The 14,138-nt window shown below is 50.8% G+C and carries 14 protein-coding genes; 10 read left to right on the top strand and 4 right to left on the bottom strand.

Going from position 1 to position 14,138, the window contains the following annotated elements; genetic code table 11:
- Positions 1-196 precede the first annotated feature (196 nt).
- Positions 197-586 carry a nuclear transport factor 2 family protein gene (locus tag AWM79_RS23370; protein WP_017134281.1) on the top strand — a complete coding sequence of 130 codons (390 nt, stop codon included), beginning with the start codon at positions 197-199 and terminating at the stop codon, positions 584-586.
- 310 nt (positions 587-896) lie between these two features.
- Here AWM79_RS23370 and AWM79_RS23365 read toward each other — a convergent pair whose 3' ends face one another.
- Positions 897-1,811, bottom strand: a complete 915-nt coding sequence (locus AWM79_RS23365) for a LysR family transcriptional regulator (RefSeq protein WP_060783866.1) — start codon at positions 1,809-1,811, stop codon at positions 897-899.
- 154 nt (positions 1,812-1,965) lie between these two features.
- Here AWM79_RS23365 and AWM79_RS23360 point away from each other — a divergent pair, with 154 nt between their 5' ends.
- Entirely contained in the window at positions 1,966-2,835 is an 870-nt protein-coding gene (locus tag AWM79_RS23360) for an intradiol ring-cleavage dioxygenase (protein ID WP_017134280.1), read from the top strand.
- 377 nt (positions 2,836-3,212) lie between these two features.
- Here AWM79_RS23360 and AWM79_RS24690 read toward each other — a convergent pair whose 3' ends face one another.
- The 3 genes from AWM79_RS24690 to greB all read right to left on the bottom strand — a co-directional run bounded on the left by AWM79_RS24690 (position 3,213) and on the right by greB (position 6,666).
- Positions 3,213-4,100, bottom strand: a complete 888-nt coding sequence (locus tag AWM79_RS24690) for a LysR family transcriptional regulator (protein WP_074861817.1) — start codon at positions 4,098-4,100, stop codon at positions 3,213-3,215.
- Between the two features lie 128 nt (positions 4,101-4,228).
- Positions 4,229-5,686 (bottom strand): amidohydrolase family protein, encoded by a 1,458-nt coding sequence (locus tag AWM79_RS23355; protein ID WP_026013448.1) that lies wholly within the window; start codon positions 5,684-5,686, stop codon positions 4,229-4,231.
- Positions 5,687-6,153: 467 nt separating this feature from the next.
- Positions 6,154-6,666, bottom strand: coding sequence for a transcription elongation factor GreB (gene greB / locus AWM79_RS23350; protein WP_017134277.1), 513 nt, complete (start codon positions 6,664-6,666; stop codon positions 6,154-6,156).
- 92 nt (positions 6,667-6,758) lie between these two features.
- Here greB and AWM79_RS23345 point away from each other — a divergent pair, with 92 nt between their 5' ends.
- The 8 genes from AWM79_RS23345 (at position 6,759) to AWM79_RS23310 (ending at position 14,125) form a co-directional block, all read left to right on the top strand.
- Complete coding sequence (locus AWM79_RS23345) at positions 6,759-6,956, top strand: hypothetical protein (protein ID WP_017134276.1); 198 nt, start codon at positions 6,759-6,761, stop codon at positions 6,954-6,956.
- 151 nt (positions 6,957-7,107) lie between these two features.
- A complete protein-coding gene (locus AWM79_RS23340) occupies positions 7,108-8,145 on the top strand; it encodes a LacI family DNA-binding transcriptional regulator (RefSeq protein ID WP_208599919.1) in 1,038 nt (345 codons plus the stop codon).
- A gap of 149 nt (positions 8,146-8,294) precedes the next feature.
- Positions 8,295-9,431 carry an acyl-CoA dehydrogenase family protein gene (locus tag AWM79_RS23335; RefSeq protein ID WP_017134274.1) on the top strand — a complete coding sequence of 379 codons (1,137 nt, stop codon included), beginning with the start codon at positions 8,295-8,297 and terminating at the stop codon, positions 9,429-9,431.
- A 19-nt stretch (positions 9,432-9,450) separates the two neighbouring features.
- Positions 9,451-11,064 carry an AMP-binding protein gene (locus AWM79_RS23330; RefSeq protein ID WP_143063220.1) on the top strand — a complete coding sequence of 538 codons (1,614 nt, stop codon included), beginning with the start codon at positions 9,451-9,453 and terminating at the stop codon, positions 11,062-11,064.
- Between the two features lie 31 nt (positions 11,065-11,095).
- Positions 11,096-11,872 (top strand): citryl-CoA lyase, encoded by a 777-nt coding sequence (locus tag AWM79_RS23325; protein ID WP_060783865.1) that lies wholly within the window; start codon positions 11,096-11,098, stop codon positions 11,870-11,872.
- 5 nt (positions 11,873-11,877) lie between these two features.
- Positions 11,878-12,375, top strand: coding sequence for an acyl-CoA thioesterase (locus AWM79_RS23320; protein WP_017134272.1), 498 nt, complete (start codon positions 11,878-11,880; stop codon positions 12,373-12,375).
- 3 nt (positions 12,376-12,378) lie between these two features.
- Positions 12,379-13,164 carry an enoyl-CoA hydratase/isomerase family protein gene (locus tag AWM79_RS23315; RefSeq protein ID WP_143063221.1) on the top strand — a complete coding sequence of 262 codons (786 nt, stop codon included), beginning with the start codon at positions 12,379-12,381 and terminating at the stop codon, positions 13,162-13,164.
- Positions 13,165-13,378: 214 nt separating this feature from the next.
- The gene (locus AWM79_RS23310; protein WP_026013446.1) at positions 13,379-14,125 is read left to right on the top strand and encodes an electron transfer flavoprotein subunit beta/FixA family protein; all 747 of its coding nucleotides are present in this window, start codon (positions 13,379-13,381) and stop codon (positions 14,123-14,125) included.
- The last annotated feature ends 13 nt before the right edge of the window (positions 14,126-14,138 follow it).

Genomic DNA, 14,138 nt, shown 5'->3' with positions numbered 1-14,138 from the left:
TCGATGGCTTCCTGTCCTGGTTTAGATGTCGTTAATGGTGGTTGCTAATTTAATCAGGTGTTAGCGGATAGACACCGGTCGTTGTTGTGGCTTTATTGTAAGGTTTTTTAATCTTAGTGTCGGTGCATTATTTTAATACGGTGCGGGTGGTTTGTTTTCCTAGATAAATTCTCTATCTGACGTTTAAGGAGTGTATATGAGTGACATGAGTAAAATTGATTCTATTATTCGTGAGCTTGAAAATAAACGCTACCGAGCTATGGTTGCGAGAGACTTTGTAGGGCTTTCTAAACTTATGCATTCCGAGCTTTCCTATGCTCACTCATCGGGGTCGGTAGACAGTTTGTCCAGTTACTTAAGAAAGTGCGAGGCTGGGTTTTATATTTACCATCATATAGAGCATCCGATTGATTCTATTATTATAATAGATAATACTGCATTAGTGCGCGGTGAGATGAATGCAGAAATTACCGTAGATGGTAAAAAGAAGCAGCTAAGAAATAAGATGCTGGCAGTGTGGATAAACGAATCGCAAGGATGGAAGCTGCTTGCTTATCAACCAACACCCGTTATCCAAATTTCTTAGATACCATGAGCAGAGGGGCGAGAAGGTAATTTTTTCTACGGGTTTACATTGGTTATTATCTATATAAGATAAAGGACAGTATTTTAATATTCGTCTTTATTGGTACTCGCTTAAACCGTAGGATGCAAAGCCAACACCATATGCCAGAGCATGGTTATGTTAAAGCAGTAGAAGGGCGTGTGTCTGCGCCCTTTTTAAAGCAATACTCTTATGAGAAGTGTTGTCGCCTCAAGGAGGAAAATCAATTTTTTCAAAAGGCCTTATTTGACTAGGATAGACGTGATTAAGATATGGAGATTTGCCCGGTTGATTAGCGCATCCAGTATAGTTCGTATTTTTCTTTTTCAAATACACTTATCATGAAATCGATAAAAATTCTAGTTCTGGCAGGCAGGTAGCGCCGCTCCTGAAATGCCATATTAATCGTTAGATCGGGAAGTCGCCATTCATCTAATACCGGTATTAGACGTCCGGCAATCAGGTCGTCATGTACAATATATTTTGGTTGTACCAGAATACCCGCCCCTGCAATTGCAGCAGCGCGTGCAATTTGCCCATCATTTGTTTCCAAAAGCGGATCGATTTTAATTGATCTGTTTTTTCCGTTGTTTGAAAAATTTAGAATTCGATGTTGGTGTGCGTGGTTGTATATCATTATGTCATGATTACATAGATCCTCTACGTGCTTGGGCGTTCCTCGATGGCGTAAGTATTCCGGAGAGGCCGCTAGGACCCGGCGGGTCTGGGCCAGGCGGCGTATGGTGATATTAGAGTCAGGCTCGAATTCTCGGGTTCTGATAGCTAAGTCAATGCCATTATCAATAATATCATCATAGCGATTTTCACCGAGGATTTTGATCTTGATTTGTGGGTAGAGCTTTTTAAAAGCCGGCAAAATAGGCGCAATATGGAGCATCGAAAAGGAAATAGATGCGGTAATAGTCAAGGTCCCGCTAGGCTCCACCAGTGAGGTTGTTATTGATGTCTCTGCTTCACGGAGCTGACTGAGTATGTTTTTGCAATGGCCGACAAATTCGTGTCCCGCTGGAGTAAGTGATAGTCGTCGGGTGTTACGCTCAATTAGTCTAACGTTTAGGCGTTGCTCTAATGCTGCTAGATGGCGAGTGGCAGACGCAGTAGAAATCTCAAGTAATCCGGCAGCTTTGCTTAATGTTCCCAATTCGGCTGTGTAAACAAGCAGTTCTAGCTCGGTAAGTCGATCCATAAAGCTTGTGCCTCACGACTAATAAATTATTTCAAATGCGAAATTAACAATTTCTTTTTTGAGCTGTCGTACATCGCTGAGTGGCATTATAGTGTATCTGAATGTTCTTTATCTGTACTACAATCTACAAAAAACGTACAAGAGGAAATGATCTATGCGAAACCTTGACGAGCAAACCATTACTCAAGCGGTGCTCGCTCGTAATGCTGACACCGAAGACCCTCGTCTTCATCAAATAATGACGAGCTTAGTTCAGCATCTGCATGCATTTGCCAGAGATGTCAAGCTGACCGAAGATGAGTGGCTCAAGGGTATTGAGTTCTTAACCGCTACTGGAAAAATATGTTCTACTGCCCGCCAAGAATTTATCCTGCTGTCTGATACGCTTGGGCTTTCGACGTTAATTGTCGCGCAAAACCATAGAAAACCTCAGGGCTGTACTGAGGCGACTGTGTTCGGCCCCTTCCATGTCAGCGACGCACCACGGTATGAGTTAGGCGCGGACATCAGCAATGGCATGCAAGGAATTCCTTGGTGGGTCAGTGGCACGATTCGAGGCCTGGATGGCGAGCCGGTGCCTTACGCCGAAATAGAGGTCTGGCAGGCTGACGATCTCGGATTTTACGACGTGCAATACGAACAATTGACCGAATATCAAGGTCGTGCTGTCCTGCGTGCTGATGCCCAGGGAGCCTATCGATTTAAGACTATCGTGCCAAAGGCATACCCTATTCCGAGCGACGGGCCGGTGGGAACGCTAATCAAGGCGTTGAATCGTCATCCTTGGAGGCCCGCCCATTTGCATTTTATGATTTCTGCTGATGGTTACGAACGTTTGGTCACGCATGTTTTTCAAGAGAATGGCGAATACCTCGATTCTGATGCTGTCTTCGGTGTGCGTTCCTCATTGATCGCTGAGTGGAATTATCACGTGAGCGGAACGACGCCCGACGGCCTAAGTTGCACTGAACCTTACTACACTTTGGATTTTGATTTCGTACTTAATGCTATAGCTCCTGATTAATAATATTATCTATCAGGCTCGTGGGGCGCTAACTGTACAAATCTGCGCGTGACTATTTTTTCAAAAAAACCAGCCTTCGTGCAAGTAAGGCTGGGATTCAAGATAGGAGTCATTCGTTGTTAATTGATTTGCAATGGTGCGATTGCTAGTTGTTAATATTTTTAAGTGTGTCAACCAATGGTTTGGATTTAAGCATAGATCTATTGGCAGGTTTAAAGTGATTGGGCTTTGCGTCCGACAAAAATATATAAATATAAATTTTTATGATGGCGGTTATTCAAGAGACGTTGTTGTGAAAGGAAGCACTCTTCCGTCACCAGGAAATTTTACAACGGTTATCTTCGCTGGACGATAGCAGGGTGGCGAACTAAAAGATTTCAGTATATCTTGAGCTCTCTAGTGGCAAAATTAATAAATTCCCGCACTATAGCCGACCTTCGCATATGAGGATGGAAGAGAAACCAAAGATCATGTCCAAAATTTAATAATGGACCTTCAAGCTTCACTAACGAGTCCCTCGCATCTCCAACGAAGCACGGAAGGTAGCCAATTCCAAAGCCTGCCTCAATAGCATCAGCAAGTGACAATACAGAGTTTACAGAAAAAACTACTCGTTCTGTTGGAATATTTTTTTTTATAAATTTAGCTGGGGATAATGACGAAAGATTGTCACATAAAGTGACCCAATCGCACTGAAGTATTTCTGCTCCCCGAGGCAGGATGCGATTAGTGTAGTCCATTGATCGACCGTATAGATCCCAATTAGTCCTTCCTAGGCATCGGCCGGCAAGATTCTCTGGTGGTGCATCTGTCGCACGTAATGCCACGTCAGAATCGGATGTCGCCAAATTTAATGCGTTGTTATCGATGGTTATCTTTATTCTGATTTTTGGCTGCTGTTTCTTGAATGCTATTAACATTGGCATTAACACATGAAACAGCAATGTGTCATTCGTAGTCAACCGAAGCTCGCCAGTAGGTTGAGTATTATCCTCCGACAGGCTTTGCACTACGCTATCGATGTCCTCATCAATCCGATGGGCGAGCTCAACGACTGCTATGCCGGCTGCGGTTAGTTCATAGCGTGTTCTGTGGCGTTGAAATAGAGGAGTAGAAAGCTGAGTCTCAAGCTGCCGTAGGCGCCGAAATACTGTTGATGCATTGACACATAGCCTCGTTGCGGCCCCGGATAAACTCCCTGTCTCGGCGACCGCCATGACGAGCTTCAGGTCATTCCAGCCCAATCTGTGCGATAAGCTACTCATCCCACTCCACATCCATAATGTATATGGATTTAGATATTAGAGCATTTTTGAATGTATAGCATAGCGTTTTTATCATCCATGGCGTGAGCCAAAAAACCTCTGCGAAACAAGAGCAACTCGATTTAAAGCTAAGGCTCTAGTAGATCACCGGCAGCGGCATGTATTCTTTTTGCCGAACTCTGCGCTTTAGCGATTATACTCGTCTCATTATAGGCAATTAGCCGTCCACTACGCTTAATTATCTTTCCATCAATAAAAACTGTATCAACGTTGTTGCTGGTAGCGCTTTGCACTACTGCGGTTTCGATATCGCTTACGGGAGCGATATTTAAATCATCAGCTCGGATCATGATAATGTCGGCTCTTTTTCCCTCGCTTATAGAGCCTGTTATTTCGCCCAGTCCTAATGCGATGGCACCATTGAGTGTCGCCATTTTAATGACTTCCGGTATGCCAATTGGACTGAAATTTGCGCTTGGCGTATGTGTCCAGGGAACCCCCAGATTCCATGTAAAGCGCATCATTTCGAACATGTCAGGCGGTGCGATAGATGTTGCATCGGAAGAAAGGGATATGCAGAGACCTGACTCTCGCATTTTCATTATTACGGCTCGCGCGTCACCGGTACTACTCAATCTGAGCTCGGAGTGGGTAGCTATTGTAATTGGGGTTTTGGTTCTGGCCATGGCCGCAAGGTCTTCATCTCTCGCGGATATGTAGTGTGCGATTAGGAAGTCTGGCCCGAGATATTGGCGCTTTTCGTACTCTACCGCATCAGCACTGTTAGGTCCCTCTTGTGGCGCATGAATAGCAACCGGTAATCGTACTTTTTTTGCGTACTCCATTTCCTTGTAAAATGTCGCTTCGTCACTTTGCAATGTGCCTCGTAAATTCAATCCTAAGTGTACCATTCCTTCAAATTTATCATTTATTCCAAACCATTGCCGCTGAACTCTATCTATATCATTGTAAGGGTTTATTTTATCCGCTGCCAGTCGATCGACATGACCATATGAATACCGTGCACGCATAAAGGATTCTTGGTGTGCACGCAGCTCCGCGTCCGCGTGTTCTGGCGATCGCGTGTTGTGTGACCAATTATGGACGGTAGTTGTTCCTCCATTTACGAGCTCAGCAGATGCCAGCATAACACTATTATAAAAATCGTCTGGCGTATAAAGTGCGGACGTTGCAAATTTTGCTGGATAGTAAGAGAATCCTTCTTTCTTGGCTGTGAAACTTCTTCCGATCGCGCTCCACATATGATAATGCGCATTCACAAAACCAGGCATAACAATCATATTGGTCGCATCGATAATTTCTGCGTCCACGTCACTAAGGTTTTTTCCAATACGATCGATAATACCATTTCTTATTATAATATCCGCCATGGGTAAGGTTCCGATATGCGGATCAACTGTAATTATAGCTGCATTTTTTATTAGGTATATTCCACGCTTTATCTCAGGATTATTATTTTTGGGGTTTGACATTGCGAATGAGCTGTTAAGCATTAGAGGACTGGCAACGCTCGCAATCGCACTCGCACCTAAAATTTTCGAAAAATCTCTTCGGGTAAGGCTCATTAAGAAATCCCTTATTTTTTGTTAATTTTTTTGGGCAAAACACGCGTCGACAAACCGAGATCGAAAGGCACGACAACCATTAGGATCGGACCTTTCACCTAGTGTCCTGTATAGTGAGTTCTATTAGTCAATTTCGGCGATACCAGCTCCTGGCTTGCGTTGTTATTCCTCGTCATAGCTGGCTATGACTCGTCACGACGCTTTGGTCATTGACGTGTGGCATCGGAACTTGAGCTAACAAACTAACCGTACCGACCACTAGTCTGCGCAGCTATATTTAAGCACCAGATTAAGTGGTCCAGGCCTGCATTTATGCAATTCTCTGATTGCGCCAATGATAGTGGCATAATGATTGCCGATGCCCATTCAGACGAGAATGCTCATCAGATCGCGGCGACGGAGACCGACCGGCAGGTGGCCGACCAGGCGTTGCTGCCGTTCAAGGTCTGGCGAATGAGCCGATGATTTCAAGTGTTTGTGGGAAGCGGGGTGCCAGCTATATCGGGCGAGTTCTCATAAGTAACGCTGCTGACGTACCAGGTAGCCGCACCGTTGGGTGTTTGTACCACGACCTCATCACCTCGTTCTTTCTTCAGCAGGGCTCGGGCCATGGGCGAGTCTATCGAGATGTAGTCGTTGCGCCCGTAGATTTCGTCGTAGCCTACGATCCGGAATTTCTTGATCTCGCCATCGTCATTTTCTACTTCAACCCAGGCGCCGAAAAACACCTTTCCCTCCTGCTCGGGGGAGTAATCGACGACTCTGACATCTTCCAATCGCTTGCGCAGATACCTGACCCTTCGATCTATTTCGCGTAGCAGCTTTTTGTTGTACTGGTAATCCGCGTTTTCACTTCGGTCGCCGAGGGATGCCGCCCATGTTACTTTTTGGGTGATCTCGGGTCGGTAGACTCGCCACAAGTGATCGAGCTCTGCCTTAAGGGTGTCGTGGCCACCGCGAGTAATGATGTTTGTGGGCAATGCCGCCTCCTTTTTGAAAAGTTATGTGTACCCATCCGGTGCTGTGCATTGTGGCTTAACAGCATTTCCTCCGCACTCTTGAGAAAACCGAGGTGCTTATCCAGTTCGAGATCAGGCTCGCTAACACGCTCGGCCAGCCATCCTTGGATGGCATCAGCGACATCTGCTGGACAGTCGCCCAGAAAGACCCGGACATGCCGGTCGAGGCGCTCGTCCATGAAATTTCTCCCATCCAGGCGAGCGATGCAAGAGCAACCAAAGACTATCCACCCCGCGAATTGGTCGCTTAAAAAATCCAATGTTCATGTGGCTGATGCCGGAACCAGAGACCGCGCGTTGACCGTTGGCTTGTGCTCGCTTCGGGTCAGCCATCGACTACGCCATGCACAGCGATGGTAGAGTAACCCTTCGCAAAAATGCGGAACCACGGCGGAGCTTCCATTGGAACAGCGAATCAACATTGCAGGGCTTGCCCGTCATCTGGGGATAGCGGTATCCACTGTTTCAAAAGCCCTCAACAACCGCCCGGACGTGGGGGAGGCTACGCGCAAACGGGTGCTTGAAGCGGCCCAGAAGTTTGGTTTTGTGGTCGACCCGGCCGGTCGACGATTGCGCACGCAGACGTCCGAGACGATTGGCTTCGTGTTGTCGCCGCCGCAAACTCATTTCGCTCATCCATTCTTTCTCGACCTGCTCATGGGCATCGATCAGGCTTTGGAGAAGACGCCGTTTCAGTTGGTCATCGTCTCTGGGCGAACCCCTGAGGGTGAACTTGAAAGTTTTCGCCGTCTGGTCGAACGTCATCGTGTCGATGCGGTGATGTTCGGCAGGACTTGCTGCGACGACCCGCGAATCCGCTACCTTCAAGAGCGCAAGGTGCCCTTTGCCACCTTGGGCAGAAGTGAAACGGGCGAGCCTTTTCCCTACGTGGACATTGATCGCACGATTGCCGGGCGCGATGGTACCGCGCGCTTTATTGCCATGGGGCATCAACGAATCGGCCTGCTGAGCCCGCCGGCGGAGTTGATGATGAGCCGACATTTGCAAGACGGTTGTCGCGCGGCACTCGAGGCTGCGCGGATTCCCTTCGATCCTGCGTTGGTGGTTGAGGCACCTATGAGTAAAGAGGGGGGGATGAGCGGTGCACGTCAATTGCTGGCGCTGAACAACCCACCGACGGCGATCATGTGCGGGCACGATCTGATGGCTGCTGGGGCGATCCAGGCGGTTCTCGAAACCGGCCGGCGTCCAGGGCATGACATCGGAATCATCGGCTGTGACGATCATCCGCTCGGCCCCTACCTGACCCCCCCGCTGACCACTTTTTCCGCACCGACCGTTGCCGCCGGGCAGCGCATGGTCGAACTACTGCTGGCGCTGATGAATGGTCAGTCGCCCGAGCAACTGCAGGAAGTCTGGACGCCGGAGCTGATTCTGCGTTCTTCCCACGGCTTGCCGCTGATCACTGTCAACGACTGATTTTATCGTCACGCGGGCGCTTGGACACGTGGTGTTCATGATAAATCGAAAACGTTTTCGAAATTATGGATCTATGCTCTTGCAATTCCAGTAATGCATATCTATATTCATCCGAAATCGTTTTCGTCAAAACACCTCGGAGAATAATAATGGACAGTGAAGACATCGAAATGCTCCGCGCAACGACACGCCGTTTCGTGCGCTCGCGCTTAGTGCCGCTGGAGGAGGCAATCGAGATCGCCGACGACGTCGACGAAGCATTGCTCGCTCAGTTGCGCTCTGAAGTCGCGGCGCTGGGGCTGTATGGCTTCAACCTTCCTGAGTCGATTGGTGGTCCAGGTCTTAACGCTGCCGCCAAGCTGGCGATCTTGGAGGAGATGACTTACACGTCTGTGCCGTTAAGCGAGGTATTTGGTCATCTCCCACTGTCGCTTGGGCGATGCAACGCACAACAGCAGGATCGACTTCTTCCCGATCTGCTGTCGGGTAAAAAGATCCTGACCTACGCTTTGACCGAACCGAACGCCGGCTCCGATTTGAGCAATCTGCGCACGCGTGCCACCAAGACCGAGGGGGGCTGGTTGCTCACCGGCAGCAAACACTTTATTTCGCATGCGGAAACCTCGGATTACATCATCGTCCTTGCCGTCACCGATCCCGAAGCTTCCCTCAAGAGCAAGTTAACGACGTTTATTGTCGAGAGACGCAACCCAGGCGTTGTCGGCATGACTCGATACAAGAAAATGGGCTGGCGTGGTTACCATCTCAACGGCTTCTCGTTGGAAGATTGTTTTGTGCCGGATGCCGATGTGCTCGGCGAGCCGGGGGATGGCTTCTTGGTCATGATGGAGTCGATCAACCACGACCGGATTCTTTCCGCATGCCGCTCGACCAGCCTTGCGGCGCGCGCCCACGCCATGTCTTGCGAGTATGCAAATGAACGCACGGCTTCCGGCACCGCGATTGCCAATCATCAAGCGATCCAATTGATGATCGCGGACAACGATGTCGAGATCGAAGCGGCACGATTGCTTATTCAACGGGCCGCGGAGCTGGTGGAGGCCGATGTGCCTCAGGCCAGGATCGCGACCGCTCGGGCTAAGTTGTATGCGAGCGAAATGGGCTGCCGTGTCGCGGACCGCGCCTTACAGATATTCGGTGGCATGGGCTACATGTGCGAGCTTCCGATCGAGCGTTTTTATCGTGACGCACGGGCTTTCCGTATCGGCGAAGGAACCTCGGAAATGCAACGCCTGCAAATTGCGCGATATGCGCTTTGCGTATAAGACTCTGTGGAAGGCCATCATGTTGAAAAAGACTTCTGCTGTGATTGAGCCGGTCTTGCCGAGAACTTTGAGCCCGTTCGCTCACGACACTATCTCCACTACCGATTTGCCGATTCAGGCGTTTACAGAGCTGTTGGCGCATCATCCCGGGCTACCTGCCTGCCATTTCGGCGGGTTGTCCTTGAGCCGAGCCGAGCTCAGCGCTGGAGCAGCTAGTTCGGCAAGTTATCTTATATCTCTGGGTTTTGCCGCAGGTGACGTCCTTGCTGTTTGGCTGCCGGACAGCCCCGCGTGGTTACAATTGTTTTTCGCAGCGGCTTCAATGGGTGTGATCGTTGTACCGATCAGTACCCGTTACAAGGTTGCCGAAGCGAATCACGTAATTGAACTGAGCCGCGCCAAAGGATTGGTGATCGCCACGGCGTTTCTTGACTATGACTATCAAGGTGCTGCGGCTTCGCTCAAGTCGAACAACTCAACCCTTGAGCATATTCTTAGCGTTGATATAAATGCTGGCCTTATTAACTATGAGGCAGTAGTGAATTCCTTCGAGTCAATAGCGTCGACTCAGTTACCACTGATTACGTTCAGCACATCGGGAACCACTGGGCATCCGAAACTGGCGCTGCACACGCAGATGGGTATCGCGAAACACGCATTGAACGTCGCGCGTGCGCTGGAAGTTCGCCCCGGCGATGTGATGCTTTGCGCGTTGCCGTTGTATGGTGTCCTCGGGTTTGTGCAAGCACTCGCGGCACTCGCGGCAGGTGCGGCCTGTGTCTTGATGCCGGTGTTCAAAGGCGAGGAGGCCGCACAAGCGATCGAGCGGTATGGCGTCACACACAGTTTCGGTTCAGATGGACTGTTTGAGCGAATTTTCGATACCACCGACTATTCGCTCAGTTCATGGCGGCGCGGCGGTTTCACCGAGTTTGCAGGCCTTGGACAAAAGATCTGCAAAAAAGCCGAACAAGACTTAAATCTGTTGCTCACCGGCCTATATGGTATGTCGGAGTGTCTCGCCATTGCGGCGACACGTTATCCACATGACGATCCGCAAGTTCGCGCACTGGGTGGCGGCTCACCGGTATCTACAGAGATTCGCATACGTGTTGTGGACAGTGACAGTGGTCTGGAAGTTGCCGAAGGCAACCAAGGTGAATTGCAGATAACCGGTTACAACATTATGACTGGTTATTTGAATAACGATACCGCAACTGCCGACGCGTTCACCCCAGATGGTTGGTTCAAGACCGGAGACCTGGTGCGACGCACGGTCGATGGTTTCATTTACCTGGCAAGGCTCAATGACGGCATGCGCCTCGGCGGCTATCTGGTCGATCCTTCGGAAATCGAGCGGTTTCTGATTCAGCACGAGAGTGTTATCGGTGCACAGGTGGTTTCCGTGAAAAAGCCAGGCACGGGCGATGTGGCCGTGGCTTTCGTCAGATCAATCGACGCGCAGTTGTCTGAAACAGAGTTGCTTACTTACTGCAAGGCAGGGATCGCCAACTACAAAGTGCCGAAACGTATTGTTTTTGTAGATGAGTTTCCGGAGAAACCTGGCCCGAATGGCGTAAAGATTTTAAAGACTAAATTACGCGAGATGGCAGCCAGCGAACTGTCCGTTTAATTGCGGTATCACAACAATAGGTAGCTAAATAATGAAAGAGTCTCAAGTGAGGTCGGATATCGCCTGGGCAACCCCGTCAAAAGTGGTTATTCACGGGCTTGATCTGTGCGAGGAAATAGTGGGGAAGATCGATTTTGGGCAGATGACTTTCTTACAACTGTTCGGCCGGCTGCCTGAACAACGTGAGTTGCGGATGTTCAACGCAATGATGGTCATTCTGGTCGAGCATGGAATCACGCCTTCGTCCTTGGCCACGCGATTTACCTATTGCGGTGCGCCGGAGGCCGTTCAGGCGGCGGTGGCTGCTGGGCTGCTGGGGCTGGGGTCAGTGTTTGTCGGCTCGCTCGACAACGCCGCGAAATTGTTGCAGGAAACAATTCCCGCCAATACCACCCTAGCGGATCCGCAGGCAAAGGCCGCCGAGATCGTTGCGGGTTATCGTTCGCGCAAGGAAATTATCCCGGGTATCGGACATCCATTTCACAAGCCGATCGACCCGCGCAGTGTCGCGTTGTTCCAGGTTGCGAAAGAAACCGGGTATGACGGGCCCTACGTTGCACTGATGAGTGCGATCGCCGAGCAAGCAACACATCAGGCCGGTCGTCCGCTTCCCTTGAATGTGACCGGAGCCATGGGGGCTGTCGCCTCGGAGATGGGTATCCCGTGGAAAATCTGTCGTGGTTTGGCGGTCGCGGCACGAGCCGTTGGATTGGTCGGGCATGTGCTGGAGGAGATGCGCCAACCCATGGCCGAGACGCTCTATCTGCGCACCGAGCATGAGGCGACGGTACATCTGCAAGAGGGGTAAGCGACATGTCAACTGGCGCTGTATCAACATCGAACCGTGCTGGACCCAACCCTGCTCTGGCACGTGAAGAGTGTGCTTTCTGGACGCAAGAGAAGCTGCGCAACGCAGATACCGATCAGTTCCACCACGTGAACAACGCGGTGATATCGACGCTATTCGAAGCGGCTCGAATGGAAATCCTAGCCGACGAAGCCTTAAAAGCGTCGATGGCTGGCAAGATCGTGGTGATAGCACATCTGTCGATTGACTTTTTGAACGAGGTCTATTTTCCGGGAGTTGTCGAGATCGGTTCTAGCACCATCAGAGTCGGGCGCACGTCATTTGAGCTGGCGCAAGGATTGTTCGTTGGCTCTCAGTGTTGCGCGTCTGCACGAGCGGTCTGCGTGCTCATCGACGTTGAGCGTCGCGAGCCGACAGCGATTTCGGAGGCGATTCGAACTCATTTGCTTAAGAGGGCGGCGAGCGTGAGCTCCGCGTCAGTCTCTACTGCACCGGCGAGGTGAAAAATGTCTGGAAATTTTACAAAGATCCTATTCGAGATGCGCGACGGCATTGCCGTCATCACCCTGAACGACCCGGAACGGCGCAATGCACTGTCCCGCCAGCTTGTCGGCGAAGTGTTCGACGCGCTTGAGCTAAGTGGCGCCGCGGCTGCGCGTGCCATTGTGATTGCTTCGAGTGGCACGGCCTTTTGCGCCGGTGCGAATATCGACGATTTGCGCGATGGATGGATGGAGCGCGCTGACCCCGCGACCGACCCCGCGCTGTTGTTCAAACGGCTGGTTGAGGAGCCTCGGGTCGTTATTGCGGCGGTACAAGGAGCGGCGTTAGGTGGCGGTTTTGAACTCTCGCTTGCGTGTGACCTGGTCGTCGCCGCCGAAGAGGCATGGTTCTCCCTGCCGGAAGTATCGCGCGGGGTCATTCCCAATACCGCTCTGGCACTTCTTCAATCGATGGTGGGGTCGCGTGTCGCCCTGGAGCTGATTGTGAGCGGCAGACGAGTGGGGAGCGCCGAGGGGCTTTCCCGGGGCTTGATCAATGCACTGGCGCCACGTGAGTCTGTTGTCGAAAGAGCTGTTGCATGGGCACAGGAGATTGTTTCCAAGGCACCTCCTGGCGCACTTTTGACCGCGAAGCGCAATCTGCATGCCCATGCGGCATATGACTGGGCGCGGGTGCAGCGTTCGGTAAGCGACGTTCCACGCGCCGAATGGCAGGAAGGGCTGGATGCGTTTACTGAAAAACGCGACGCGGATTTCGAAGCTTTTTGGCACGCGACCGGATCGGCCTAGTCGGCAAAAGGTGGACTTTGTTGTTATCCCATCCAAAGTCAGTGTCAGTTACTGCATTTATTCTATGTATTCAGGGACGAATAAGTCGTGGATGGTTCATTGAGCGGATGGTTCAACTTCGATAGCAACTTGGCGCACATCGAATCGTTGATTCGAAGTGGAGTCTTCGGGCCACAGGTGCAAACTTGTTGTTTATTTTGCGGAGGGCAGAGTAGTGAAAGCACTAGTATCAGTTAAGCGTGTTGTCGACTATAACGTGAAAGTTCGGCCCAAAGCCGATGGAAGCGGTGTGGAACTCGCCAACGTGAAAATGTCTATTAATCCATTCGACGAAATTGCGGTGGAGGAAGCTGTCCGGTTGAAGGAAATCGGCGCGGTGAGCGAGGTGGTGGTGGTCTCGTGTGGACCGTCGCAATGCCAGGAGACACTGCGGGTCGCGCTCGCAATGGGGGCTGATCGGGCAATACTCGTCGACTCTTCAGTTGAATTACAACCGCTTGCCGTGGCCAAGCTTCTCCACGCAGTCGTCGCTCGCGAATCCCCACAATTGATCATTTTGGGCAAGCAGGCCATTGACGACGATAGTAACCAGACTGGCCAAATGCTCGCTGCCTTAGCCGGGCTTGCGCAGGCAACTTTCGCTTCAGAAATTTCGCTCGCGGCGGGTCAGCTTCAAGTGACCCGTGAGATCGATGGTGGACTTGAAACGCTCTCGCTTACGCTTCCCGCGGTGGTAACGACGGACCTGCGACTCAATGATCCGCGCTATGCCACCCTGCCTAACATCATGAAGGCCAAGAAGAAGCCTTTGGACGTCATCACCCCGCAGATACTCGGCGTGGACGTGACCCCGCGATTGAAAACGTTGCGCGTGGCGGCGCCGGCGAATCGGGCGGCAGGCATCAAGGTGCCGGATGTCCGGACGTTGATCGAAAAACTGAATGAAACTAACGTTCTATAGAGCGGGGTAGAAA

This window comes from Pseudomonas agarici (assembly GCF_001543125.1).
Taxonomy (GTDB): Bacteria; Pseudomonadota; Gammaproteobacteria; order Pseudomonadales; family Pseudomonadaceae; genus Aquipseudomonas; species Aquipseudomonas agarici.
Note: the sequence above shows the minus strand (reverse complement) of the source record. Positions and strands in the feature narration are given on the sequence as shown.